Origin of the sequence: Methylobacterium gregans (assembly GCF_022179245.1) — a bacterium.
In the GTDB taxonomy this organism is placed as follows: Bacteria; Pseudomonadota; Alphaproteobacteria; order Rhizobiales; family Beijerinckiaceae; genus Methylobacterium; species Methylobacterium gregans.
In genome coordinates this window covers 17,705-43,900 of sequence record NZ_BPQM01000009.1, presented here as the reverse complement: position 1 = coordinate 43,900, position 26,196 = coordinate 17,705, and the positions used below count along the sequence as shown (strand labels likewise).

Genomic DNA, 26,196 nt, shown 5'->3' with positions numbered 1-26,196 from the left:
TCCCGTCCCCCGATGCGTTTCGATCATTCCCGGTCAGAGGCGGTAGCGGATCTGGTCGGTCCAGAAGCGCTCCAGGCGGCCCAGCGCGACGTTGAGGCGGCCGAAATCGTCCTCCGAGATTCCGCCGATCGGCGCGATCGTGCGGGCGTGCTTGTCGTAGAGGCCCTGGATGATGTCGTGCACCGCGCGGCCCTTGTCGGTGAGCGAGATCCGCACGGCGCGCCGATCCGTCTTGGAGCGGGCGTGGTGGAGAAAGCCGAGTTCGACGAGCTTCTTCACGTTGTAGGAGACGTTCGAGCCGAGATAGTAGCCCTTGGTGCGCAGCTCGCTCGCGGTGAGTTCCTTGTCGCCGATGTTGTAGAGCAGCAGCGCCTGGACGCTGTTGACGTCCTCGCGGCCGCGCCGCTCGAACTCGTCCTTGATCACGTCGAGGAGCCGGCGATGCAGCCGCTCCACGAGGTGGAGCGCCTCCAGATACGCGCCCGCCGCCGGCAGTGCCTCGGGAGCAGGGGTCTCGATCGCTTTGGTCGCCTGGGTCTTCATCCGCGTGCCTCGCCTGATCCGGTTGTGCCGTCCGCCGCTGTCCGGCGCCGCTTATGGGTTCAACCTAGGGGCGGGGAATGAAAGGCAGTTTAAGCGACAGGATGAATTGGCGATTTACTTCTATGGGTAAACGCAAACTGAATGGTCTCGACAACTCTCCGTTTACCGCACCTCGCGCGCTGCCGACCAGGATAGGAGAAAGTAGATCAGCACAATACTGATCTGTGCAGCCGTCAACGTCAGCGGCATCGGCAGGAGCTGGGGAGTGAGCAGGGCGAGCGTCACCGACGAGGTGACGGCGAGAAGCCAGATCACGCCGCCCCACGCGCTGGTCAGCCAGAGCCCGATCGCGGCGGTGGCGTCGATCACCGCGAAGTAGACGATCGCCGCCTGCCGGCCGAACGGCTCGGCCTCGAAGGGGCGGCCGCCCGGCCACGCATCGAGGATTGCCGTCCAGGACCAGAGGCTCTTGGCGAGCCAGATCAGGGCGGTGACGCGCATGAACCAGATCAGCGCCGTGTCCCAGGTGGACTTCCGGGCCGTGGCGCTCCGCTCGATGCGGTCGCCGCCGAGATCGGGCTCCCGCCCGCGTGCCTGCATGCGCATCCCCGTCGTGCCCTACCTGTCCTTCTGCGCGCCCGAGGCCGGTTAGAGGGTGCCGCCGGGCGCGCGTCAACCGCAGGGGAGCCCTCTGCCCCAAGGGTTCGACAGGCCCGGCGGATATGCTAGGCCCCGCCTGAAGGCCCTAGGCAATCCATCGCTTCCGGTGACCCGAGATGTCGCACGACACGCCCGAACCGCGTCCGCTCGCCGTCGAGGCGGCCAGGACCACGACCCGCCCGGGCCTCGCCATGACCCAGCGCCCGCGCCGCAACCGCAAGGCCGCGTGGTCGCGCCGGCTGATGCGCGAGAACACGCTCACCGTCGACGACCTGATCTGGCCGCTCTTCGTGATCGAGGGCGAGGGACGGCGCGAGCCGATCGCCTCGATGCCCGGCGTCGAGCGCCTCAGCGTCGACGAGATCGTGCGCGAGGCCGAGCGTGCGGCCCGGCTCGGCATCCCAGCTGTGTCGTTCTTCCCCTACACGGAGGTGAGTCTCCGCGATCCCACGGGATCCGAGGCGCTCAACCGCGAAAACCTCGTCTGCCGGGCTGTGCGGGCGGTCAAGCGCGCGGTGCCCGAGATCGGCGTGATGACCGATGTCGCGCTCGACCCCTACACCAGCCACGGCCATGACGGCATCCTGGAGGACGGCGCGATCCTCAACGACGAGACGGTGGCGCTCCTCGTGGAGCAGAGCCTGATCCAGGCCGAGGCCGGCACCGACATCATCGCGCCCTCCGACATGATGGATGGACGCGTCGGCGCGATTCGCGCGGCCCTCGACAAGGCGGGCTTCCTCGACGTGCAGATCATGGCCTACGCGGCGAAGTACGCCAGCGCCTTCTACGGGCCGTTCCGCGACGCGATCGGCACAAAGGCGGCGCTCGTCGGCGACAAGCGCACCTATCAGATGGACCCTGGCAATTCCGACGAGGCCCTGCGCGAGGTGGCGCTCGATCTCTCCGAGGGCGCGGATTCGGTGATGGTGAAGCCCGGCCTGCCCTATCTCGACATCATCCGGCGGGTGAAGGACGAATTCGGCGTCCCGACCTTCGCCTACCAGGTGTCCGGCGAGTACGCGATGCTGGAGGGTGCCGCCCGCAACGGCTGGCTCGACGGCGAGCGGGCGATGCTGGAGAGCCTGCTCGCCTTCAAGCGGGCGGGCGCGGACGGCGTCCTGACCTACTACGCGCCGCGCGTCGCCGAGCACCTGCGCGCCGGGGCGTGAGACCGGGCGTGCGCGCGGGCCTCGTGGGTGCGGCGACCCTCGCGGGCCTCCTGGCCGGCCTCGCCACCTGCGAGAACAGCCTGCAGGGCGAGCGCGTCGCCCTCTGCCGCCGCGCGGTGCCGGCCCTCGTGCCCGCTGAGACGAACCTGCGCATCCTGCGGGCCGGATCGGGTGCGGCGCCCGACAGCGTGCGGATCGACTACACGGTCGGTCCCCGTCCGCACTGGGCGCTCTGCCGCTTCGGCGCGGACAAGGAGCTCGTCGGCATCACCACTGACCGGCAGAACCTGAGCGCGGCCTCGCTCTACCTTCTCAAGCGGTTCTACCTCGACACACCGGACGCGGCGGAGGCGGACCCGGGCGAGCGGTGAGGGTGACCGATACGGGAAGTGCGCGGGTCCCCGCTCGCATAGGGAGAGGTCTGCATTCGCATAAAGTCGGGTGAGGGGTATGACCTCACAGGATGGAGCGCACCATCGACGCGCGTTCGGCTCCGCGCGCACTTCTGAAGCGTCATACTCCTCACCCAACCCTCTCCCTATGGGGGTGGTCGCGAGTCTGGGCATCGTCCGGCGATAGGCGCCCGACGAAGGCGATCACTCTGCTCGCGGAGGGAGAGAGCCGCGTGGGGGGATCTTGAGCACGCCCCGTGCCCTCCCCACCTCATCCTCCGAAAAGAATCCCGCCGCGCGAGGATGCCACACCATGCAGAGCCCCCGCCCCGGTTACGCCCCGCGCTACGACGCGCCCGGCTACCTGCCGCCGATGCCGCTCCCGGCCGCGCGCGGCAGCCTCGGCGCGCGCTTCTGCGCCTACCTGCTCGACATCGTCTTCATCTTCGGCTTCTCGATGCTGCTCTGGCTGGCGATCGCCGTGATCGGCCTCGTCACATTCGGCCTTGGCTGGACCCTGTTCGCGGTGCTGCCGGCGAGCGGCATCATCTACAGCGCGATCACGGTCGGCGGATCGCGTCAGAGCACGCTCGGCATGCGGATGATGGGCCTGCGCGTCGTGGCCCCCGAGAGCGGTCGCACGGTCGACATGCTGACGGCGGCGGTGCACGCCCTCCTGTTCTACGTCGCGATCACGACGTTCCTGCTCTGGTTCGTCGACATGATGTTCGGGCTGGTGCGCAGCGACCGGCGCCTCGGCCACGACCTCCTGCTCGGTCTCGCCGTGGTGCGGGCCGGCTGAGGCTGCCTGCGGATGTCTGAAGCCTTCGTCGGGCTCGACGGCGGGACTGCGACCGCGCGGGCGTCCAGAAATGTGTTCGGCAACCCTCTCGCCCCATTGAGCAACGACGGACGGGCGTTACACTGAACCATCGGCCCGGCCTGACGCCGGGACGCCCGAGGCGACCTGACGCGTGACGAGCCACCCGCGCGATACCCCGCAATTCTACCTCACGGCGCCCTCGCCCTGCCCCTACCTGCCGGGGCAGGAGGAGCGGAAGGTCTTCACACACCTCGTCGGGCGCCGCGCCCGCGATCTCAACGAGATCCTGACGCAGGGCGGCTTCCGCCGCTCGCAGACCATCGCTTACCGGCCGGCCTGCGAGACCTGCCGGGCCTGCATCTCGGTGCGGGTGGTCGTGAACGATTTCGCGCCCTCGGCGAGCCAGCGACGAATCCTGGCCCGAAGCGAGGATCTTGTCGGCGCCGCCGAGCCGAACCGGCCGGCCTCCGAGCAGTACGCCCTGTTCCGGCGCTATCTCGACGCGCGCCACGGCGACGGCGGCATGATCGACATGACCGTGCTCGACTACGCCATGATGATCGAGGACAGCCACGTCGACACGCATCTGGTGGCCTATCGCCGTCGTGGTCCGGACACGGCGATCAACGGCCGCGGCAGCGGGCCGCCGGTGGCCTATTGCCTGACCGACGTCCTCGCCGACGGCCTGTCGATGGTCTACTCGTTCTACGACCCGGCGGAGGCGCACCGCTCGCTCGGGACGTTCATGATCCTCGACCACATCGCCCGCGCGCGAGCGCTGGGTCTGCCCTACCTGTATCTCGGCTACTGGGTCGAGGGCTCCCGCAAGATGGATTACAAAGCCCGCTTCCGGCCCCAGGAGCGCCTGATGGGCCAGGGCTGGGTGCGGGTACCGTGAGGATGCTTGGCAAGGCGCTTGCACGTGCCGCGCACAGGGGATGATCCCAGCGCCTCATCCTCGCCCTTCCCAAACCCGCAATGCTGCGTGTAAACGCGAGCCTCAACGACATTCCGACCATCGCGCTCGACCGCGGAACCCCATCGGGGGACCGTGCGGGATCGGGCGCGCGCCCGTGACAGAAGGCCAAGCATGCCCAAACGCACCGATATCTCCTCGATCCTGATCGTCGGTGCGGGCCCGATCATCATCGGACAGGCCTGCGAGTTCGACTACTCGGGCACTCAGGCCTGCAAGGCGCTGCGCGAGGAGGGCTACCGGATCGTCCTCGTCAACTCGAACCCCGCGACCATCATGACCGACCCGGATATGGCGGACGCGACCTATGTCGAGCCGATCACCCCGGAAGTCGTCGCCAAGATCATCGAGAAGGAGCGCCCCGACGCGATCCTGCCCACGATGGGCGGCCAAACGGCGCTGAACTGCGCGCTCTCGCTGCAGAAGATGGGCGTGCTCGACAAGTTCGGCGTGCAGATGATCGGCGCGACCGCCGAGGCCATCGACAAGGCCGAGGATCGCAGCCTCTTCCGCGACGCGATGACCAAGATCGGGCTCGAGACCCCGAAATCGGCGCTGGCCAACGCCTCCGCGGCCAAGAAGGCCGACCGCGAGAAGTACCTCGCCGAGATCGCCCGCATCGAGGCGGCCAACAGCGATCCGGAGGCGCGCAAGGCGGCGCTCGCCGCCTTCGAGAACAAGTGGGCCTCGGGCGAGACCGAGCGGCGCAAGCGCTACGGCGAGCACGCGCTCGGCCAAGCGCTGATCGCGCTGGCCGAGGTCGGCCTGCCGGCGATCATCCGCCCCTCCTTCACCATGGGCGGCACCGGCGGCGGCATCGCCTACAACCGCGAGGAGTTCCTCGACATCGTGGAGCGCGGCATCGACGCCTCGCCGACGAATGAGGTGCTGATCGAGGAGAGCGTGCTCGGCTGGAAGGAGTACGAGATGGAGGTCGTTCGCGACAAGAACGACAACTGCATCATCGTCTGCTCCATCGAGAACATCGATCCGATGGGCGTGCACACGGGCGACTCGATCACGGTGGCGCCCGCGCTGACGCTCACCGACAAGGAGTACCAGGTGATGCGCGACGCATCGCTCGCGGTGCTGCGCGAGATCGGCGTCGAGACCGGCGGTTCGAACGTTCAGTTCGCGATCAACCCCGAGAACGGGCGCATGATCGTGATCGAGATGAACCCGCGCGTCTCGCGCTCCTCGGCGCTCGCCTCGAAGGCCACCGGCTTCCCGATCGCGAAGGTCGCGGCCAAGCTCGCGGTCGGCTACACGCTCGACGAGATCGCCAACGACATCACGGGCGGCGCCACCCCGGCCTCCTTCGAGCCGACGATCGACTACGTCGTCACTAAGATCCCGCGCTTCGCCTTTGAGAAGTTCCCCGGCGCCGAGCCGACGCTGACCACCGCCATGAAGTCGGTGGGCGAGGCCATGGCGATCGGCCGTTGCTTTGCGGAATCGCTCCAGAAGGCGCTCCGCTCGCTGGAGACGGGGCTCACCGGCCTCGACGACATCGAGATCGAGGGCCTCGGCAAGGGTGACGACCACAACGCCATCAAGGCGGCGCTCGGCACGCCGACCCCGGACCGGCTGCTGAAGGTCGGCCAGGCGCTGCGCCTCGGCGTCACCCACGAGGAGGTCCACGCCTCCTGCAAGATCGATCCGTGGTTCCTGGAGCAGCTCCAGGCCATCGTCGACCTCGAGAACCGGGTGAAGGCCCACGGCCTGCCGGGCACGGCGGGCGCCTTCCGCCAGCTCAAGGCCGCGGGCTTCTCCGACGCGCGCCTCGCGGTTCTGGCGGGCGTCGAGGAGGCCGAGGTGCGCGAGCGGCGCCGTGCGCTCGCGGTGCGCCCGGTCTTCAAGCGCATCGACACCTGCGCGGCCGAGTTCAAGTCGCCGACTGCCTACATGTACTCGACCTACGTGGCGCCCTTTGCCGGCACAGTCGTCGATGAGGCGCTGCCCAGCGACAAGCGCAAGGTCATCATCCTCGGCGGTGGCCCGAACCGGATCGGCCAGGGCATCGAGTTCGACTATTGCTGCTGCCACGCCTGCTTCGCTCTGAGCGATGCCGGCTACGAGACCATCATGGTCAACTGCAACCCGGAAACGGTCTCGACCGACTACGACACCTCGGACCGGCTCTACTTCGAGCCGCTGACCGCCGAGGACGTGCTCGAAATCATCGAGACCGAGCGGCAGGCCGGTACGCTGCACGGCGTCATCGTGCAGTTCGGCGGCCAGACGCCCCTAAAGCTCGCCCGCGCGCTGGAAGCCGCCGGCGTGCCGATCCTTGGCACCTCGCCGGACGCGATCGACCTCGCCGAGGACCGCGACCAGTTCAAGCGCCTCCTCGACAAGCTCGGCATGAAGCAGCCGAAGAACGGCATCGCCTACTCGGTGGAGCAGAGCCGGCTGGTCGCGGCCGATCTCGGCCTGCCCTTCGTGGTGCGCCCGAGCTACGTGCTCGGAGGGCGCGCCATGGCGATCATCCGCGACGAGACGCAGTTCGCCGACTACCTGCTCGACACCCTGCCGAGCCTGATCCCCTCCGAGGTCAAGGCCCGGTACCCGAACGACAAGACGGGCCAGATCAACACGGTGCTGGGCAAGAACCCGCTCCTGTTCGACCGCTACCTGTCGGATGCGGTCGAGGTGGACGTGGACGCGGTCTGCGACGGCACAGACGTCTTCATCGCCGGCATCATGGAGCACATCGAGGAAGCGGGCATCCACTCGGGCGATTCCGCCTGCTCGCTGCCCCCGCGCTCGCTCTCGCCGGAGATCATCGCCGAGCTGGAGCGCCAGACCAAGGCGATGGCGCTGGCGCTGAAGGTCGGCGGCCTGATGAACGTGCAATACGCGATCAAGGACGGCACGATCTACGTGCTGGAGGTGAACCCGCGGGCGTCCCGCACGGTGCCCTTCGTCGCCAAGGTGATCGGCGAGCCCATCGCCAAGATCGCCGCGCGCGTGATGGCGGGCGAGCCGCTGGCCGGCTTCGGCCTCAAGCCGAAGACGCTGCAGCACATCGCCGTCAAGGAGGCCGTGTTCCCCTTCGCGCGCTTCCCCGGCGTCGACGTGCTGCTCGGACCGGAGATGCGCTCGACCGGCGAGGTGATCGGGTTGGATGCCGGCTTCGGCGTCGCCTTCGCCAAGAGCCAGCTCGGCTCCGGCACGCAGGTGCCGAAGGCCGGCGCGGTCTTCGTCTCGGTGCGCGACGCCGACAAGGACCGCATCCTGCCGGCCGTGCGCCTGCTCAAGGACCTCGGCTTCACCGTGCTGGCGACGGGCGGCACCCAGCGCTTCCTCGTCGAGAACGGCGTCCCAACCGAGCGCATCAACAAGGTGCTGGAAGGCCGTCCGCACGTGGTGGACGCCATCAAGAACGGCGAGATCCAGCTCGTCTTCAACACCACGGAAGGGGCCGGCGCGCTCTCCGACTCCCGGTCGCTGCGCCGGGCCGCCCTCTTGCATAAAGTGCCGTACTACACCACTCTAGCCGGCGCGATGGCCGCGGCCGAAGGGATCCGTGCCTACCTCGAAGGCGATCTCAAGGTCCGCGCCCTGCAGGAATATTTCGCGGCCTGACGCTCCGGCTCGCCGGCCGCGAACCGCAGATCCGACCTCTGGCCCGGAGGGAGCGACACCGCTCCCGTCCGGGCCTATTCATTGTGGCGTGGGACGATGAGCATAGACAAGGTTCCGATCACGACCCGCGGTTTCGCCGCTCTCGAGGAAGAGCTGAAGCACCGCCAGCAGGTCGAGCGCCAGCGCATCATCCAGGCGATCTCCGAGGCCCGCGCCCTCGGCGACCTGTCGGAGAACGCCGAGTACCATGCCGCCAAGGAGGCGCAGTCCCACAACGAGGGCCGCGTGATGGAGCTCGAGAGCATGATCGCGCGCGCCGAGATCATCGACGTCACGAAGCTCTCGGGCAGCAAGATCAAGTTCGGCGCCACCGTGCAGCTCGTGGACGAAGACACGGAGGAGGAGAAGACCTACCAGATCGTGGGCGAGCCGGAGGCCGACGTGCGCTCAGGCCGCGTCTCGATCACCTCGCCGATCGCCCGCGCGCTGATTGGCAAGGGCGTGGGCGACACCGTCGAGGTGACGACGCCCGGCGGCGGCAAGTCCTACGAGGTCGTCGCCGTCCGGTTCGGCGGCTGAGCGGACGATGGCTGCGTTCCGTCCGGGTCGGCTAGCGGCCCTTGCCGCCGGCCTTCTCGCGCTCGCTGTGCCTGCCGCCGCGCAATCCCCCGGGGATGCTGGCACCTGGACGCCGGTCTTCTCGGACGTGCAGGTCGATGTGCGCCCGCTGCTCGCGCAGGGCGGCGGTCTGCCCGCCGAGGCCCTGCGGGCGGATCTGACGGCGGCGCTGCGGCGCAGCCTCGGCGACCGCCTCGGCGGACGGGGCCCGCGCCTCGTCGTGCGCATCACCGGCCTGTCGCAGCGCGCCTATGTGGGCGGAAATGTCGGGCGCGGCGGCCTCGGCGGCGGCAACCAGAGCGACTATCTCGACGGCGAGGCCCTGCTGGTCGATCGCGGCGGCGCGGTTCTGGCCCGCCACCCGCAGCTCACCGCGATGCCCTCGAGCTACGGCGGAGCGTGGTACGACCCGGCCAACGAGCGGCGCCGGATCGCGGCCATCGCCGATATCTATGCCCAGTGGCTCGGCCGCGAGCTGCCGGGCCGGTGAGGGTGGACGCGGCGCACGAGACGGCAGCCGGCGCGCTCGCCGACAGCGGCAATCTTGCCGGCACCGGCAATCTTGCCGGCACCCGGGCCTGGATCGTCACGGACGGCAAGGCGGGAGACGAGAACCAGTGCGTCGGCATCGCCGAGACGCTGGGCCTCGCCTACGAGCTGCGCCGCGTACCGGCGAACGGCATCTTCGGTTGGACCGCGCCCTGGGGACCGATCGACCCGCGCCAGGGTCCGCATCGGCGCAAGGGCGCGCTCGCTGGTCCCTTCCCCGAGATCGTGATCGCCTCCGGGCGGCGCTCCGTGCCCTACATGCGGGCGGTGCGCCGGGCCTCTGAGGGGCGCACCTTCACGGCCTTCCTGAAGGATCCGCGCACGGGTCAGGACAGCGCGGACTTCATCTGGGTGCCGGATTACGACGACCTGCGGGGGCCGAGCGTCTTCACGACCCTCACGGCACCCCACCTCGTCACCGCGGAGCGGATCGCGGCGGCCCGGGCCGAGCCCGACCCGCGGCTGGCCGGCCTAGAGCGCCCGCGCGTGGCGGTGCTGATCGGCGGCGACAGCCGCCATCTCAGCTACCGCAAGGCCGACATGCTGCGGCTGACCACCGATCTGCGCAAGCTCGCGGGCAGCGGCTGCCGACTGATGGTGACGGTCTCGCGCCGCACGCCGAACCCCCTGCGCGATTCGGTAAAGGCGCTCGCCCACGAGACCGGCGGTTTCCTCTGGGACGGCACCGGCCGCAATCCCTACGTCGCGATGCTGGCGCTCGCCGACGCGATCGTGGTGACCTCGGATTCGGCCAACATGGTGAGCGAGGCGGTGAGCACGGGCGCGCCGGTCCTGCTGTTCGACCTGCCCCGCACCTATATCCGGCACCGGCGGATGTTCGCCGGTCTCGCGATCGCCGGAGCGCTCAAGCCCTTCACCGGGCGTTTGGAGGCGCTGAGCTACAAGCCGATCGACGCGACCCCGGTGATCGCCGCCGCCCTGGCGCGCCGCTACGCCGAGCACCGCTCGGCTCAGGCCCCCGCATGAGCTAGGCTGGGGCAGCCGCGACGCAGACTTCGAGGACATCCATGGCCCACACCCACGCCAAGCTCGTGATCATCGGCTCCGGCCCGGCCGGCTACACGGCGGCGATCTACGCGGCCCGCGCCATGGTCGAGCCGCTGCTGATCTCGGGCTTCCAGCCCGGCGGCCAGCTCATGATCACGACCGACGTCGAGAACTATCCGGGCTTCGCCGAGGCCATCCAGGGTCCCTGGCTGATGGAGCAGATGCGCGCCCAGGCCGAGCATGTCGGGACGCGGATCGTGTCCGAGTACATCACCGAGGTCGACCTCAAGACCCGTCCGTTCCGGCTCACCGCGGATTCCGGCGAGACCTATTCGTGCGATGCGCTGATCATCGCGACCGGCGCCCAGGCGAAGTGGCTCGGCCTCCCCTCCGAGGCGAAGTACCAGGGCGGCGGCGTCTCGGCCTGCGCCACCTGCGACGGCTTCTTCTTCCGGGGCAAGGAGGTCACGGTGGTGGGCGGCGGCAACACCGCCGTGGAGGAGGCGCTGTACCTCGCCAACATCGCCAAGCGCGTGACGGTCGTGCATCGCCGCGACGGCTTCCGGGCCGAGCGCATCCTGCAGGAGCGCCTGTTCAAGCACCCGAACGTCGAGGTAATCTGGAATCACGCGGTCGAGGAAGTCTGCGGCACCGACAAGCCGGCGCCGACCGTCACCCACCTGCGCCTCAAGGACGTGACCACCGGCGCGATTCGCGAGCACCGCACCGACGGCCTCTTCGTGGCGATCGGCCACCAGCCCGCCACGGCGATCTTCGAGGGCCAGCTTCCGATGCGTCAGGGCGGCTACCTGACGGTCCGGCCGGGCACCGCCGAGACCGAGATCCCGGGCGTCTTCGCGGCGGGCGACGTGACCGACGACGTCTACCGGCAGGCGATCACCGCGGCCGGCATGGGCTGCATGGCCGCGCTGGAGGCCGAGAAGTTCCTGGCGAATCTGGAGATCGGCGAGAACCCGCAGCAGGCGGCGGCGGAGTAGGGTTCCGGCCACTCGTCACGGATCTTACCGTCATCCTCGGCCCCGCTTCGCGGCCCCGGGGTGACGAGCACGCAGAGGGGCGGTCGCGAACATCTGCCGCGTCCACCGGAATCATAGCCTGATCAACAAAAACCTCTCTGCACGCCTTGCGCGGATACGCGTCCTGCACGCATGAGTTATGTGCTGGCGACAGGGCCGCATCGCGGCACTGCGGCTCGGGCATGGACGTGAGACAGCGCCCGCCCGCGTTGCCCGTCGCTGGGTGGGACCGCGCCGTCGCGCGGGCGTTTCGGGCTGGTGGGGGTTGCTCGCCGTGGATTGGGACAAGATCCGGATCTTCCTCAACGTCGCCGAGGCCGGCAGCTTCACGAAGGCGGGTGACGATATCGGGCTCAGCCAGTCCGCGGTGAGTCGTCAGATCAGCGCCCTGGAGCGCGAGCTGAAGGCGCCGCTGTTCCATCGCCACGCCCGCGGCCTGATCCTGACCGAGCAGGGCGACCTGCTGTTCCGTGCCGCGCGCGACATGAAGCTGCGGCTCGAGAACACGAAGGCCCGCCTTGTCGAGACGAGCGAGCGCCCCTCGGGCGATCTCAAGGTGACCACGACGGTCGGCCTCGGCTCGGCCTGGCTCTCGCAGCGGGTGGCCGAGTTCCTCGACCTCTACCCCGACGTCCGCATCGAACTCATCCTCACCAACGAGGAGCTCGACCTCGCCATGCGCGAGGCGGATATCGCCATCCGCATGCGCCGTCCGGCGCAGCCGGACCTGATCCAGCGCCGGCTCTTCACGGTGCACTACCACGCCTTCGCGAGCCCGGATTACATCAAGCGCTTCGGCGAGCCGAAGACCTTCGAGGACCTTGACAACCACCGCCTGATCTCGTTCGGCGGCAACGAGCCCTCCTATCTGCTGGCCGCTCACTACCTCGCCGATATCGGCCGCGAGGGCCGCGAGCGCCGTCCGGTGCACTTCACGGTCAACAACGTGGCGGCGCTGCAGAAGGCGATGGAGACCGGCTGCGGCATCGGTATCCTGCCGGACTACGCGGTCGACGGGGGCGATGCCCTGGTGCAGATCCTGCGCGACAGCGAGATGCCGACGCTCGACAGCTACCTTGTCTACGCCGAGGAGATGCGGACGGTGGCCCGGGTCCAAGCGTTCCGCGACTTCTTGGTCGCGAAGGCCCAGCGCTGGACTTACTGAGGCGCTAAAACTGTCCCTCCACCCTCTGCCGGGAGGGTGGCGCCCGAAGGGCGACGGGAGAGGGGCACCCAGCTTCCGGAAGAGGCGGAGCGTCGATGCCGAGCACCATCCGGCGCTGTCGCTCCCCTGACCCGGCCTTATGGCTGGCCCACCCTCCCCCGCAGAGAGGGGAAGGGAAAATCGCCGCTCAGACGAACAGCCGCTCCTTCTCCAGCCCCTTGTAGAGGCCCGCGACCTGCTCGCCGTAGCCGTTGTAGATCAGCGTCGGGACGCGCTGGTCCGTGCCGAGCACGCGCTCGCTCGCCTGGCTCCATCGCGGATGCGGGACGGCCGGGTTCACGTTCGCCCAGAAGCCGTACTCGGAGGATTGCAGGCCCTCCCAGAAGGTTTTCGGCCGCTCGGCCACGAAGGAGACCTTCGTGATCGACTTGATCGACTTGAACCCGTACTTCCAGGGCAACGCGATCCGGATCGGTGCGCCGAACTGCTTCGGCAGTGGCTTGCCGTAGATGCCGGTCACCACGAAGGCGAGGTCGTGGCCGGCCTCCGCCAGCGTCAGCCCCTCGACATAGGGCCAGGGGTAGAAGAACGCGCGCTGGCCCGGCGCCATCGCCTTGTCGAGGAAGGTCTCGAACCGGACGTACTTCGCCCCCGAGGCGGGCTTGGCGAGCGCCAGGAGCTTCGACAGGGGGAAGCCGGTCCAGGGAACGGCCATCGACCATGCCTCGACGCAGCGGTGCCGGTAGAGCCGCTCCTCCAGCCCCACCTTCCGGACGAGGTCGTCGACGCCGATCTCGAAGGGCTTCTCCACGAGGCCGTCGACCTTGACCGTCCAGGGGCTGGTCCTCAGCGCCTCGGCCGCCGGCATCACGCTCTTTGAGGTGCCGAACTCGTAGAAGTTGTTGTAGTCGCCGCTGTAGCGTTCCGGCGTCACCGCGCGGTCGAGGAGGTAGGCCTCGTTGCGCGGCGCCGGATAGGGGGCGCCCTCGGCCGCGAAGCCGGGGCGGCCGGCGAGCATCGCGCCTGCCGTGAGCCCCGCCGCGCCGCCGAGCAGCGCGCGGCGGTTCAGGAAGACCGATTCGGGCGTGGCGCGGCTCTCGGGGATCTCCCAGCCGCGGCTGCGCTTGATCAACATGGGGGGCGTCCTCCGCGATACTTCGCCCCGGCAGATCGCGCCGTTTCGGGCGCGACACAAGCCGGGGATCCGGGGCCCATTCGTCGCGCAGGACGTGCGGTTACGCCGCCGGAGAATCGTCCGGAGAATCGTCCCGCAGCGCCCGGCGCAGCACCTTGCCCACATTGGTCTTCGGCAATGCCTCCCGGATCACCACTTGGCGCGGCACCTTGTAGCCGGTGAGCTGCGCGCGGGCGTGCGCCCGGATCGCCTCGACGGTGAGCGACGCGTCGCGCAGGACGACGTGCGCCACAACCATCTCGCCCGCCTCCGCGCAGGGCGCACCGACCACCGCGCATTCGAGGATGCCTGGATGGAGGGCCAGCACGTCCTCGACCTCGTTCGGGTAGACGTTGAAGCCGGACACGAGGATCATGTCCTTCATCCGGTCCACGATCCGCACCTGCCCGTCCGGCTGCATCACGGCGACGTCGCCGCTGCGGAAGAAGCCGTCCTGGGTCATCACCTTCGCGGTCTCGTCCGGCCGGTTCCAGTAGCCCGTCATGACCTGGGGGCCGCGCACGCAGAGCTCTCCGGGCACGCCGAAGGGCACGGGCATCCCGTCGGCATTTCGGATCGAGACGTCGGTCGAGGGCAAGGGATAGCCGATCGTGCCCGACCACTCGGGCAGGCCGTAGGGGTTCGCGCAGACCACCGGCGAAGTCTCCGAGAGGCCGTAGCCCTCGACGATCGTCGAGCCGGTGATCTCCTTCCAGCGCGTCGCCACGGCCTTCTGCACCGCCATGCCGCCGCCCACCACGTAATCGAGGTGCGAGAAGTCGAGGCCGCCGAAGCCCGGATGGTTGTTCAGCAGGTTGAACAGGGTGTTCACCCCCGACATATGGGTGAAGCGGTGCTTCGACAGGGTCCTCACGAAGCCGTCCGCGTCGCGCGGGTTCGGGATCAGCAAGCAGGCGCCGCCCGAGCGGATGAAGAACAGGAAGCAGCAGGTCAGCGCGAAGATGTGGTAGAGCGGCAGCGCCGTCACCATCACGCGCTCCGGGCCGTCCGGGTCGGTCGCCCGGAACCACGTCTGGCTCTGCACCACGTTGGCGATGACGTTGCGGTGGGTCAGCATCGCCGCCTTGGCCACGCCGGTGGTGCCGCCGGTGTACTGCAGGAAGGCGAGGTCGTCCTGCGCCACCGGGACGGGGCGCAGCCGCGCGGCGCGGCCGCTCTTCAAGGCGGCGGCGAAGCGGGTCGCGAGGCCCTGCGGCAGCCGAAAGGCCGGCACCGCCTTCTTGATGTGACGCGCCGCGAGGTTGATCAGCGCGCCTTTCGGCCCGAGCCCGTCGCCGGGCCCGGCAATCACGACGCGGTCGAGGGCGAGGTCCTGCAGCGCCTGCGCGACCGTGTGGGCGAAGTTCTCCAGCACCACGAGGGTGCGCGCGCCCGAATCGTTGAGCTGGGCGGCGAGCTCGCGCGGCGTGTAGAGCGGGTTGACGTTGACCACCGTCGCGCCCGCCAGCAGCGTGCCGAAGAGCGCGACCGGGTAGGCCGGCACGTTCGGCATCATGATCGCGACCCGGTCGCCCTTGGCGATGCCCTGACCCTGGAGCCAAGCGGCGAAGGCGCGGGACATCGCCCCCAGTTGCCTGTAGCGCAACGTGGCGCCGAAGCAGATCACCGCGGGCCTGTCGGCGTAGCGCGCGGTGCTCGCCTCGAACATGTCGACCAGTGTGCCGAGCCCGTCCACGTCGATCTCGGCCGGTATGCCGGGCGGATATGATGCGAGCCAGGGCTTCCCGGCTCTCTGTTCCTCGATCACGGCGTCCTCCCTGGCCCGCGGCTTCGTAGCGGCCGCGCAGCCTTCCTGACCGCTCCCCTTGCGGCCGAGAGTGGGCGATCCGGCGGCCGCGAACAAGCGCCCCCGGTCGGGAGCGTGGGACAGAGCCCGGCTTGCGTGGACGGTTGCGGGCGCCGCCTCAGGCCGCCCGGCTCGCCAGCGCGGCGACGAGCGCGACGGCCAGCGCCAGCGAGACGAGCTTCCAGAACAGGACCGGATTGCGCTCCAGCAGGGCCGCCCGGCGCATCCCGGCGAGCGACGGGTTCGGGTGGCGCAGGTCGTAGGTGAAGGCCGAGAGCGCTTCGTAACGGAGCGCCGGGTTCGGGTGGACGGCTTTGCGCAGGGCCCCGTCGACCCAGACCGGCAGCCCCGGCCGAGATGCGGAGAGCGGGACGTAGCGCAGGCGTCGTGCCCGCGCCTCGGTGAGCGCCCGGGCGGCGGCCGCCCCGTAGGGCAGGTGTCCGGTCAGCATCTGGTAGGCGATGACGCCGAGGGAGAAGATGTCCGCGGCGGGCGTGCCAGGGTGGCCCGCCAGGGACTCGGGGGCGCTGTACTGCTGGGTGCCGAGCACCGGCTCCTCGGCGGCGATCTCGGCCACGCCCGCGATCCGGGTGGAGCCGAAGTCGATGATCCGCACGGTGCCGGCCGGGTCGATCAGGACGTTCTGCGGGCGCAGGTCCTGGTGCACCATCTCGCGGCGATGAAAGGCCTGCAGGCCCCGGGCGATCTGCTCGATCAAGCCGCGCACGGTCTCGAGGTCGGGGACCGGGTTGTCGCGCATCCACTGCGCCAGCGTGATCCCCTCCACGTAGTCCATCGCCGTGTAGAGGTGGCTGCGGCTCCGCGTTTGGGGCTGGGCCGTCAGCACGTGCGGGCTGTCGATGCGCCGGGCGATCCACTCCTCCATGACGAGACGGCGGAGCTTCGCGGGGTCGTCGCGCGCTTCCGTGGACGGCAGCTTGAGGGCGACCCGGGCCCCCGTCTCGGCATCCTCCGCGAGGTAGACATGGCTGCGATCGCTCGCGTGAAGCGTCCGCAGCACCCGGTAGCCGTCGAAGGTGGTGGGCGGTTCGAGCAGGGGGGCCGGGGCCAGATCGAGGACGCGGCCCGCGAGATCGATTGGATCGGCCTCGGGTGCCGCTTCGATGCGCACGATCTGCGCTGTGAGATTGTCGGCGCTGCCGGACTCGTAGGCATGCCTGACGATTTCACGGGCCGCCGCGTCCAGATCCGCGGCATGGCGCGCGATGAGGCCGGCGATCGTCTCGGGGGCGACGTGCTCGTGCACCCCGTCGGTGGTGAGGACGAAGACGTCGCCCGGCTCGGTCCGCAGGGTGGCGTGGTCGATCTCCACATGCGCGCCGGCCCCGAGCGCGCGGCCGAGATAGGATTCCGCCGCCGACAGGACGAGGCGGTGGTCCTCGGTCAGCTGTTCCAGGGAGCGGCCGGCGACCCGGCAGATCCGCCCGTCGCCGACATGGAAGACGTGGGCGGTGCGTCCCTTGAGGACGAGGGCGCTGAAGGTGGTGACGTAGCCGCGGTCGGGCTCGTGCCGGCTGCGCCGCGTCTCGGCGTACAGCCACGAATTGGCCGCCGCGATCACGCGCTGTGCGGCGCTCTTCACCGACCACGTGTCGGGGGTGTCGTAGTAGTCGGTCAGGAAGGTCTTGACCGCGGTCTCGCTGGCGACGTGGCTCACCGCGCTGCTGCCGATCCCGTCGGCGATCGCGATGGCCGCGCCCTTCAGGCTCAGGGCCGGCTGCCCGGGGACGAGCGCCCCGTGGAAATCCTGGTTGGCGGGTTTGCGGCCCGCCGCGCTGTGTTGGCCGAGGGCGAGCCTGAGATCGTTCGGCATGGAAGCGTGGCGCGGACGGTGGCGCGTGCCCTTTCGGGGCAGGCCACCGTCCGGTCAAGCCCGGATCAGGCCGCGACGCGGCGCGCCGCGACGACCGCCCGCTTCGGCGCGGTGCGGACGTGGGTGGTGTAGAGGGTCAGCCCGGTGAAGGCGAGGCCGCCGACGAGGTTGCCGAGCACGGTCGGGATCTCGTTCCAGAAGAAGTAGTCCCCGATCGAGAAGTTGCCGCCCATCATCAGGCCGAAGGGGAACAGGAACATGTTCACCACGGAGTGCTCGAAGGTCATGTAGAAGAACACCATGATGGGCATCCACATGGCGATGACCTTGCCGCTCACCGTCGTCGAGATCATCGCGCCGACGACGCCCGTCGAGACCATCCAGTTGCACAGCATGCCGCGGATGAAGATCGTGAACCAGCCGCCGACGCCGTGGGCCGCGTAGCCGACGGTGCGGCGCTCGCCGACATGGGCGATGAACTCGCCGACCTTGTCGGCGGGCGCGGTGAAACCGAAGGTGAAGACGAAGGCCATCATGAAGGCCACCGTCAGCGCGCCCAGGAAGTTGCCGAGGAAGACGAAGCCCCAGTTGCGCAGCACGCCGCCGACGGTCACGCCCGGCCGCCGGTCGAGCAGCGCGAGCGGGGCGAGCACGAAGACGCCGGTCAGCAGATCGAAGCCCAGCAGGTAGAGCATGCAGAAGCCGACCGGGAACAGGGCGGCGCCGAGGATCGGGATGCCGGTCTGCTGCGTGATGGTGACGGCGAAGACCGCGGCGAGCGCCAGGATCGCGCCCGCCATGTAGGCGCGGATCACGGTGTCGCGGGTGGACATGAAGATCTTGGATTCTCCGGCGTCGACCATCTTGGTCACGAACTCGGAGGGCGCGAGGTAAGCCATACCGTTTCCCTTGTGGCGGACGGAAGATGCGAGGGCTTGACGAGTGACCCCGCCCGAATGTCCGGGCGTCTCCGGTCCGACGTGCTGTCCGACGCGACGGGGCGGGCGCTGCCCGCACCGGTCGGTTGTGCTCCAGCAAGATCCGCGCCCGTTGCCCGCAAAAGCGGCATCGATGCCCCCCAGGATGCGGAGACGCCGCGCCGGAGTGCCTCTCTCGTCGCCGCAGTCACCTCGGACGCCCGTGACGTCGGTGCCGGGTGAGCCTGAACGTGGCGGATGCGGACGCGCAGAGGCCTGATCCCGCGGCCAAGTCGCGATCGCGTCGTGACGCTCCCTCCCGCACGGGAGTCCGGGCGACCTTTCACCCCCGTCCGAGGCGTCCGCGGGCGGAGCCGGGGTTCACCGGCCCTCGACGGCCCCCTGCGGTGTGCCTCGTGGGCCTGGCGGACCTGTCCTCACATCGGCCGCAGGCGATCTTTCAGCGAGGGCCGGCGGACCGGCTCGGGGCGGCCCGCGCGGAGGAGGCTCACGAGGGCGTGCGGCACCGTCGCTGCGAGCACCACGAGTGCGGCCCGGAGCGCTTCGTCGGTCGCGAAGGGCCGCCGCGGCCAGGGTCCGATGCCAGCCTCGCGGGCGAGCCCCAGGATGGCGGCACCGAGCCACAGCGCCAGGAAACTCAAGAGCATGGTGGCGATGGCGCGCCGGACGCGCCGCCCGAAACCTTCCGGGGCGCGGCGCCGCAGCGTCGCGAGCACGATCGGGATGCCCATGGCGAGGCCGAAGAGCAGCGCTGCGACCGCGGACCCGATGGCGTAGGACGCCCAGAGCGGGGTGTTGGTGAGAAAGGCCATGCTGCCGCTGCCAAAACCGGCGCGCAGCACGAGACCGCCAAAGGTCGGGTAGAGCGAGGCGCCGAGCAGAAGGGCGAGACCCGCGAGGCCGAACACGGCCCGCCGGACGGGCGAGGCCGGCCCGGGCGCGGCGGCTGCGCAGACGATCCGCACGAGCCCGTACACGATGGCGAAGGCGAAGAGCGGGTAGCGGTCGAGGAAGAAGCCGTAGGCGAAGGGTTCGACCGCGCTTGGCAGGCCGGAGCGCTGGCTCAGGCCCGTCGCCGCCACGGTCGCGAGGGCGGCGAGCGCCGCCGCGACAGGCGCAGCGGCCAGGAGGATCGGTGCTCCACGCATCGCTCAGGTACTCTACAGGTCGGCCGGGCACCGCCCAGACGCACGCTTCCCCCGCCCTGAGCGGGGGAAGCAGGGAGGCTGGGCCTTCGAGCCCTACCGGCCCTCGTAGTTGTCGCGCACCAGCCGGTCGAGCAGGCGCACGCCCCAGCCCGCGCCCCAGCTGCGGTTGATCTCGTTCGGCGTCGAGGACATGCCCACGCCCGCGATGTCGAGATGGGCCCAGGGCGTGTCGTTGACGTAGCGCTTGATGAAGGCCGCCGCGGTCGCCGCGCCGCCGTGGCGCCCGCCTGTGTTCTTCATGTCGGCGAACTTCGAGTCGATCGCCTTGTCGTAGGCCGGGATCAGCGGCATCCGCCAGACCTTCTCGGCAGTCGCCTCGCCGGCGGCCGTGATCTTGGCCGCGAGCTCGTCGTCGTTCGAGAACAGGCCGGCGATGTCCTGGCCGAGTGCCACGATGATCGCGCCGGTCAACGTGGCGAGATCGATGATCGCCTTGGGCTTCTCGGTCTGCTGCACGTGCCAGATCACGTCGGCCAGCACGAGGCGGCCCTCCGCGTCGGTGTTGATGACCTCGATGGTCTGGCCCGACATCGAGGTGACGATGTCGGAGGGACGGTAGGAGGCGCCGTCCGGCATGTTCTCGACGATGCCGATGGCGCCGACGACGTTCACCTTCGCCTTGCGGGCGGCCAGCGCGTGGAGCGTGCCCACGACGGCGGCCGCCCCGCCCATGTCGCCCTTCATGTCCTCCATGCCGCCGGCCGACTTGATCGAGACGCCGCCCGAATCGAACACCACGCCCTTGCCGATCAGCGCCAGGGGCGCCTCGCCGGGGCGGCCGCCGTTCCAGCGCATCACCACCACGCGCGGCTCGCGCACCGAGCCCTGCGCCACCGCCAGCAGCGCGCCGAAGTTCAGCTCGCGCAGGCGGGCCGGCTCCAGCACCTCGATCTCGACGCCGAGCGTGGCGAGTTCCGAGGCGCGGGCCGCGAACTCGGCCGGGGAAAGCACGTTCGGCGGCTCGTTGATCAGGTCGCGGGCGAGCGTCACGCCCTCGGCCACCGCGCGGGTGTCGCCGGCCGCCGTCTCCGCCTCGGCATGGGCCGGCAGCATCAGGGTGAGCGCCGAGCCGGTCTTGTCCTCTGCGTCCGGCTTCTTCTTCGTCTTGTAGCGGTCGAAGCTGTAGGCCCGCAGGCGCGCGCCCAGGGCGAAGTCGGCGGCGTCGCGCGGGGTGATCGCGGCACCCGGCCAGTCGAGAACCACCCGGGCGGTGCGGCCCGAGACCTTGCCGGCGGTGAAGCCGCCGAGCACCGGCCACTCGATCTTGCCGCGGTCCTTGTCGGAGCCGAGCCCCACCACGACGAGCCGGTCGGCCTCGACCCCCGCCGGCGCCGGCAGCGAGAGCGCGGTGAGATGGCGGCCCCGGAACTGCTCGGAGGCCGCGGCCCGCGCCACCAGATCGGCCCCGGCGCCGCCCAGCACGTCGCGGGCGGCCGCGCTCAGCGCGAGGTCGTCGCCCACGAACACGACGAGGTCGCCCCCGCCGGCCCGGCCCACCGGAGCGAAGGTGATGGTGATGCCGTCCGCCATGTGGTTGCTTTCCGAGCTCGACTGCTGTTCCTGGCACGGGGCCGGCCCCGCGCGGGAGCGTCCCTGCGTTGTCCGCCCTGTGTAGCCGCTGAGGCGGAGAACGCAACGCGGCGCGCATGCTCTTGAAACCGCCTCACTTCGCGCGCCATGCCGGAATCCGCAGCCGGCCGAACAGGGGGACGGGCCGGTTTCCGAGGAGGTCCGAGCCGACGCGATGACCCAGATCGAGCGCTACATCTTCCGCATCGCGCTCGGCGCCTGCCTCGCCTGCCTGATCGGGCTGACCGGGACGATCTGGGTGACGCAGGCCCTGCGCGAGCTCGACCTGATCACCGCCAAAGGGCAGACGCTCCTGATCTTCCTGTTCGTCACCGGCCTGTCGCTGCCGACGCTGATCGTGGTGATCGCCCCGATGGCCCTGTTCATCGCGGTGATCTACGCCCTGAACAAGCTCAACGGCGATTCCGAGCTCATCGTGATGTCGGCCGCCGGCATGAAGCCGCGCGCCATCCTGCGCCCTTTCCTCTCCCTGGCTCTCGCCGTGAGCTTCCTGGTCGGCTTCCTGACGATCGTGGTGATGCCCGCGAGCTTTCAGGAACTGCGCGACGTGATCACCCGCGTGCGCGGCGACTTCATCGCGAACGTCGTCAAGGAGGGCCAGTTCACCAGCCTCGACAGCGGGCTGACCTTCCACTTCCGCGAGCGCGGGCAGAACGGCACGCTGCTGGGCCTCTTCATCCAAGACGCCCGCGAGGCCGGGAAGAACAAGGTCTACCTCGCCGAGCGCGGCAACGCGATCGAGGTGGACGGCCAGAGCTACCTCGCGCTCGAGAAGGGCAGCGTGCACCAGCAGCAGAAGGACAGCCGCGATTCGTCGATCCTGACCTTCGAGCGCTACACGATCGACCTCGCAGCCTTCGCGCCGCCCGATTCGGAGGTCGTCTACAAGCCGCGCGAGCGCTCGACCACGCAGCTCCTCTTCCCCGACCGGGACGAGGTCTACTTCAAGCTCCAGAAGGGCCGCTTCCGGGCCGAGCTGCACGACCGCCTCTCGTCCTGGCTCTATCCCCTCGCGCTGGCCTTCATCGCCTTCGCGGCGCTCGGCGACCCCCGCACCACCCGATCGGGCCGCGGGATGGCGGTGGCCGGCGCGGTCGTAGCGGTCGTGCTCCTGAGGATCGCCGGCTTCGCCGCCGTCAGCGCGGCCGCCCGCAGCCAGGCGGCGGTCGCGGCCGTCTACGCGGTGCCGCTGCTCGCGATCGGGCTGTCCGCCCTGGTGATCTTCCACGGGGCGAAGGTGCGGGCCTTCAACGCGCGGCTGGCCGCCTCACTCCGGGGGCTCGCGCCGCGCGTCCCCCGCCTGGCGCGGGGCTAGGCAAGCGTGCTGATCGGCCGGACCCTCGGGCTGTACTTCGCCAAGCGCTTCGCCCGCACGGTGCTGGGCGTGTTCCTCACCGTGTTCGCGCTCGTCTACACGCTCGACTTCGTGGAGCTGCTGCGCCGGGCGGGCGACGCCGAGGGTGCCTCGGCCGGGCTGATGGCGCAGCTCTCGCTCTACCGCACTCCCGCGGTCGCCGAGGGCGTGCTGCCCTTCGCGGTGCTGTTCGGATCGATGGCCGCCCTCCTCCAGCTCTCGCGCAAGCTGGAACTCGTGGTGGCGCGCGCGGCCGGAATCTCCGCCTGGCAGTTCCTCCAGCCGGGGGTCTTCGTGGCGCTCGCGATCGGCAGCCTCGCGATCGGGGTCTACAACCCGGTCTCGGCCGCCCTGAAGCAGCGCTCGACCGAGATCGAGGCGAAGATCTTCGCCAAGTCGACCAAGGCCGGTTCCGGCAAGGCGCTCTACATGCGCCAGAAGAGCGTCGACGGCTCGGCCATCATCCGGGCCGAGACGGCGATCGAGGGGACCACGACACTCGCCGGCGTGCAGGTCTTCACCTTCAACGACGACGGCGGCTTCGTCTCGCAGCTCGTCGCCGCGCGCGCCACGCTCCACGACGGCTGGTGGGAGCTGAGCGATGTGCGCCTTCTCACATCCGAGTCGCCGCCCGAGAGCTTCGACACCTACCTGATCGCCTCGACGCTCGACCCAGGCCAGGTCCGGCAGCGCTTCACCCCTCCGGAATCTGTGCCTTTCTGGCAACTTCCGGACACCATCGCGCGCACCGAGCGGGCGGGCTTGGACGCCACGAAGTATCGCCTCCAGTACGACGTCCTCTGGGCGCGCCCGGTCCTGTTCGTCGCCATGGTGCTGGTGGCCGCAACCGTTTCCTTACGGTTTTTCCGCTTTGGTGGCGTCGGGAAGCTCGTCCTCGGCGGGGTCGCGGCGGGCTTCGCGCTCTACGTCGCCCGGCAGGTCATGGAGGGTCTCGGAGCTGCGGGTATCGTGGCCGCGCCAGTGGCGGCGTGGTTGCCGGCCGTGGTAGGAAGCCTTCTCGGTACGCTCACGCTTCTGTACCAGGAAGACGGCTGAAACCCGCTCGCCCGAGCGGGCCTCCGGGAGGCGGTTTTGGTTGGGTTCGTGACGACGGACGTCACCGGAGTTGGGACAGGCGTTGCGTAAGGTCTCCGACATCGCGCGGGTCGCCGGGATGCTGGCGCTGCTGACGGGCTCTGCCCTCGCGGCCGCGCCCGCGCTCGCCCAATCCGGAGCCTCCGCCAATCCGCTCGCCAAGAAGGTCGAGGGCAAGCCGGGCGACAAGCTGCTCGTCGAGGCCGACGAGCTGATCTACGACAACGACAAGAACACCGTCACGGCCAAGGGCAATGCCGAGCTGCATTACGGCCCGCGCACCCTCCAGGCCGACCGCGTGCGCTACGACCGCGGCTCGTCCCGCGTCTTCGCCGAGGGCAATGTCCGCCTGACCGACCAGGACGGCGCCGTCGTCACCGGCGACCGGATGGAGCTGACGGACGACTTCAAGACCGGCTTCATCGACAGCTTGCGCATCCAGCAATCGGTCGAGCGCCGCGGAGAGACCGTGCGCACGCGCTTCTCGGCGCCGCGCGCCGAGCGCCTGAACGGCGAGCAGACCCGCTTCGACTACGGCACCTACACGGCCTGCGAGCCCTGCAAGGACAACCCGGAGGTGCCGCCGCTCTGGCAGGTGCGCGCCGCCAAGATCGTCCACAACAACGAGACCCACACGGTCTACTTCGAGGAATCGACCCTCGAACTCGCCGGCATTCCGGTCGCCTACCTGCCCTACTTCGAGGCGCCGGACCCGACGGTGAAGCGCAAGAGCGGCTTCCTGACGCCGCGCTTCATCACCTCGACGGCGGTCGGCACCGGCGTCGCGGTGCCCTACTTCTTCAACCTCGCGCCGGATTACGACCTCACGCTCTCGCCCGCCTTCCTGAGCCGCCAGGGCGTGCTCGGCCAGGCCGAGTACCGTCAGCGGCTCGACAACGGCAGCTTCAACCTGCGCCTGTCGGGCATCTTCCAGACGACGCCCTCGGCCTTCCTGCCGGGGCCGCTCGGCGCGGGCGACCGCGACTTCCGTGGCTCGATCGAGAGCCGGGGCCGGTTCTACATCAACGACCGCTGGCGCACCGGCTGGGACCTCGTCGGCGTCACCGACAAGTGGTTCCTCGACAACTACCGGATCCGCAACCAGAACATCACGACGGACTACTTCCGTGAGGCCGTCTCGACCGCCTACCTGATCGGCCAGGGCGACCGCTCGTGGTTCGAGGCGCGGGGCTACTACTTCAAGGGCCTGTCGAGCTTCGACTGGCAGAAGGAGCAGCCGATCGTCGCGCCGGTGATCGACTACGACAAGCGGATCAACGGCCCGGGCGAGATCGGCGGCGAGGTGCGCTTCGAGGCGAACATAACCAGCCTGACCCGCGAGGCGACGGACTTCCAGGGCCTGCCGCGGACCAGCGCCTACCTGTTCAGCCCGAGCGTCAACGGGGTCAGCTACCCGCTCTATGAGACCTGCGCGATCTTCAACCAGGCCTCGTGCCTGATCCGCGGGCTCGCCGGCACGAACACGCGCGCCTCCGCCATGGCCTCCTGGCGGCGCAGCTTCATCGACGATGCGGGCCAGGTCTTCACGCCCTTCACCTATCTCAGGGCGGACGCCTTCTTCACCAATCCGAGCCTGTCGGGCTACCAGAACGCCCTGGTGCCGACGATCGCGAACGTCGGCGAGGGCTTCAACGGCCGCGTCATCCCGGCGGTTGGCCTCGACTACCGCTACCCCTTCGTCAGCGATTTCGGGCCGCTCGGCGTCCACACGATCGAGCCGATCGCCCAGATCATCGCGCGCCCCTCCGAGACCCGGATCGGCCGCCTGCCGAACGAGGACGCGCAGAGCCTCGTCTTCGACGACACCTCGCTGTTCGAGTGGGACAAATTCTCCGGCTACGATCGCGCCGAGGGCGGCGTGCGGGCCAATCTCGGCGGCCAGTACTCGGTGGTGACGGCGTCGGGTTGGTACACGAACGTGATGTTCGGCGAGTCGATCCAGGTCGCGGGCGTCAACTCGTTCCGGCGCGGGGATCTGGCCAATGTCGGCCTCGAGTCGGGGCTCGAGACCCGTCGCTCGGACTTCGTCGGGCGGTTCCAGGTCTCGCCGAACCAGAACATCTCGTTCATCAGCCGGGCGCGCTTCGACCAGGCCGACTTCAAGGTGAACCGCTTCGAGGCGGGCGTGACCGCGCGCTTCGCGCCGTTCCTGCCGCTGACGCTCTCGACCTTCTACTCCTACTACGAGGCGCAGCCGCTGCTGGGCTTCAGCCATCGCCGCGAGGGCGTGACCGCGAGCGCGACCTACAACATCACCCCGAACTGGTTCCTCACGGGCTCGGCGCTGGTCGACCTCACGCACTACCTCGACACCCGCGACCTCTACGCGACGGCGCTGACGAGCTACCTCGCGAACCCGACCGGCACCCTGCCGGTCTATCAGAACCCGGGCCGGTTCTACCTGTCGGGCCTGAGCCTCGGCGGCGGCTACCAGGACGAGTGCACCACGGTCTCGCTGAACTACATCGTCTCGCCGATCGCCACCGCGCTCGGCACGCGCGAGCGCAATCAGACGGTGCTGCTCCGCGTCGAGCTGAAGACGCTCGGCGAGGCGGATCTGCGCCAGAATGTCGGCAGCGTCACCACCAACGACGGCATCGCCTCGGTGCGCTGAGACCGCCCGCCGCTTGCGGGCGCGCCGAAT

The 26,196-nt window shown here is 69.6% G+C and carries 21 protein-coding genes; 13 read left to right on the top strand and 8 right to left on the bottom strand.

Features of this window, described 5'->3' with window-relative positions; all coding sequences use genetic code 11:
- Positions 1-33 precede the first annotated feature (33 nt).
- Positions 34-543 (bottom strand): transcriptional regulator LdtR, encoded by a 510-nt coding sequence (ldtR, locus tag MFF54_RS02485; RefSeq protein WP_238301028.1) that lies wholly within the window; start codon positions 541-543, stop codon positions 34-36.
- A 162-nt stretch (positions 544-705) separates the two neighbouring features.
- Positions 706-1,143: a DUF6163 family protein gene (locus tag MFF54_RS02480; RefSeq protein WP_238301027.1), complete on the bottom strand. Its 438-nt coding sequence runs from the start codon at positions 1,141-1,143 to the stop codon at positions 706-708.
- A 176-nt stretch (positions 1,144-1,319) separates the two neighbouring features.
- On the opposite strand from MFF54_RS02480, the gene hemB reads away from it, so the two are divergent.
- From hemB to MFF54_RS02430, 10 genes are all read left to right on the top strand, one after another.
- The gene (hemB, locus tag MFF54_RS02475) at positions 1,320-2,375 is read left to right on the top strand and encodes a porphobilinogen synthase (protein WP_238301025.1); all 1,056 of its coding nucleotides are present in this window, start codon (positions 1,320-1,322) and stop codon (positions 2,373-2,375) included.
- A gap of 8 nt (positions 2,376-2,383) precedes the next feature.
- Positions 2,384-2,746 (top strand): hypothetical protein, encoded by a 363-nt coding sequence (locus MFF54_RS02470; RefSeq protein ID WP_238301023.1) that lies wholly within the window; start codon positions 2,384-2,386, stop codon positions 2,744-2,746.
- Between the two features lie 334 nt (positions 2,747-3,080).
- Entirely contained in the window at positions 3,081-3,569 is a 489-nt protein-coding gene (locus MFF54_RS02465) for an RDD family protein (RefSeq protein ID WP_238301021.1), read from the top strand.
- A gap of 172 nt (positions 3,570-3,741) precedes the next feature.
- A complete protein-coding gene (locus MFF54_RS02460; RefSeq protein WP_238301019.1) occupies positions 3,742-4,488 on the top strand; it encodes an arginyltransferase in 747 nt (248 codons plus the stop codon).
- A gap of 192 nt (positions 4,489-4,680) precedes the next feature.
- Positions 4,681-8,154: a carbamoyl-phosphate synthase large subunit gene (carB, locus tag MFF54_RS02455; protein ID WP_238301016.1), complete on the top strand. Its 3,474-nt coding sequence runs from the start codon at positions 4,681-4,683 to the stop codon at positions 8,152-8,154.
- Between the two features lie 102 nt (positions 8,155-8,256).
- Positions 8,257-8,733 (top strand): transcription elongation factor GreA, encoded by a 477-nt coding sequence (greA, locus tag MFF54_RS02450; protein ID WP_238301032.1) that lies wholly within the window; start codon positions 8,257-8,259, stop codon positions 8,731-8,733.
- Positions 8,734-8,740: 7 nt separating this feature from the next.
- On the top strand, positions 8,741-9,262 hold the full coding sequence (locus tag MFF54_RS02445) for a hypothetical protein (protein WP_238301014.1): 522 nt from the start codon (positions 8,741-8,743) through the stop codon (positions 9,260-9,262).
- A 92-nt stretch (positions 9,263-9,354) separates the two neighbouring features.
- The gene (locus MFF54_RS02440) at positions 9,355-10,308 is read left to right on the top strand and encodes a mitochondrial fission ELM1 family protein (RefSeq protein WP_238301030.1); all 954 of its coding nucleotides are present in this window, start codon (positions 9,355-9,357) and stop codon (positions 10,306-10,308) included.
- A gap of 41 nt (positions 10,309-10,349) precedes the next feature.
- Entirely contained in the window at positions 10,350-11,327 is a 978-nt protein-coding gene (trxB, locus tag MFF54_RS02435) for a thioredoxin-disulfide reductase (RefSeq protein WP_238301012.1), read from the top strand.
- A gap of 313 nt (positions 11,328-11,640) precedes the next feature.
- Entirely contained in the window at positions 11,641-12,531 is an 891-nt protein-coding gene (locus MFF54_RS02430; protein WP_238301010.1) for a LysR family transcriptional regulator, read from the top strand.
- A 187-nt stretch (positions 12,532-12,718) separates the two neighbouring features.
- Here the strand turns inward: MFF54_RS02430 and msrP are convergent, their stop codons facing one another.
- The 6 genes from msrP to MFF54_RS02400 all read right to left on the bottom strand — a co-directional run bounded on the left by msrP (position 12,719) and on the right by MFF54_RS02400 (position 21,022).
- Positions 12,719-13,666 (bottom strand): protein-methionine-sulfoxide reductase catalytic subunit MsrP, encoded by a 948-nt coding sequence (gene msrP / locus MFF54_RS02425; RefSeq protein ID WP_238301008.1) that lies wholly within the window; start codon positions 13,664-13,666, stop codon positions 12,719-12,721.
- Positions 13,667-13,766: 100 nt separating this feature from the next.
- Positions 13,767-15,569, bottom strand: a complete 1,803-nt coding sequence (locus MFF54_RS02420) for an AMP-binding protein (RefSeq protein ID WP_370880286.1) — start codon at positions 15,567-15,569, stop codon at positions 13,767-13,769.
- Positions 15,570-15,630: 61 nt separating this feature from the next.
- The gene (locus MFF54_RS02415; protein ID WP_238301004.1) at positions 15,631-17,346 is read right to left on the bottom strand and encodes a bifunctional protein-serine/threonine kinase/phosphatase; all 1,716 of its coding nucleotides are present in this window, start codon (positions 17,344-17,346) and stop codon (positions 15,631-15,633) included.
- 65 nt (positions 17,347-17,411) lie between these two features.
- Complete coding sequence (locus tag MFF54_RS02410) at positions 17,412-18,245, bottom strand: formate/nitrite transporter family protein (RefSeq protein ID WP_238301002.1); 834 nt, start codon at positions 18,243-18,245, stop codon at positions 17,412-17,414.
- Between the two features lie 455 nt (positions 18,246-18,700).
- Positions 18,701-19,432, bottom strand: coding sequence for a hypothetical protein (locus tag MFF54_RS02405; RefSeq protein WP_238301000.1), 732 nt, complete (start codon positions 19,430-19,432; stop codon positions 18,701-18,703).
- Positions 19,433-19,525: 93 nt separating this feature from the next.
- On the bottom strand, positions 19,526-21,022 hold the full coding sequence (locus MFF54_RS02400) for a leucyl aminopeptidase (RefSeq protein WP_238300998.1): 1,497 nt from the start codon (positions 21,020-21,022) through the stop codon (positions 19,526-19,528).
- Between the two features lie 214 nt (positions 21,023-21,236).
- Here MFF54_RS02400 and lptF point away from each other — a divergent pair, with 214 nt between their 5' ends.
- The 3 genes from lptF to MFF54_RS02385 all read left to right on the top strand — a co-directional run bounded on the left by lptF (position 21,237) and on the right by MFF54_RS02385 (position 26,166).
- On the top strand, positions 21,237-22,397 hold the full coding sequence (lptF, locus tag MFF54_RS02395) for an LPS export ABC transporter permease LptF (RefSeq protein ID WP_238300996.1): 1,161 nt from the start codon (positions 21,237-21,239) through the stop codon (positions 22,395-22,397).
- Positions 22,398-22,403: 6 nt separating this feature from the next.
- Positions 22,404-23,492, top strand: coding sequence for an LPS export ABC transporter permease LptG (gene lptG, locus MFF54_RS02390; RefSeq protein ID WP_238300994.1), 1,089 nt, complete (start codon positions 22,404-22,406; stop codon positions 23,490-23,492).
- An 82-nt stretch (positions 23,493-23,574) separates the two neighbouring features.
- The gene (locus MFF54_RS02385; RefSeq protein WP_238300992.1) at positions 23,575-26,166 is read left to right on the top strand and encodes an LPS-assembly protein LptD; all 2,592 of its coding nucleotides are present in this window, start codon (positions 23,575-23,577) and stop codon (positions 26,164-26,166) included.
- The last annotated feature ends 30 nt before the right edge of the window (positions 26,167-26,196 follow it).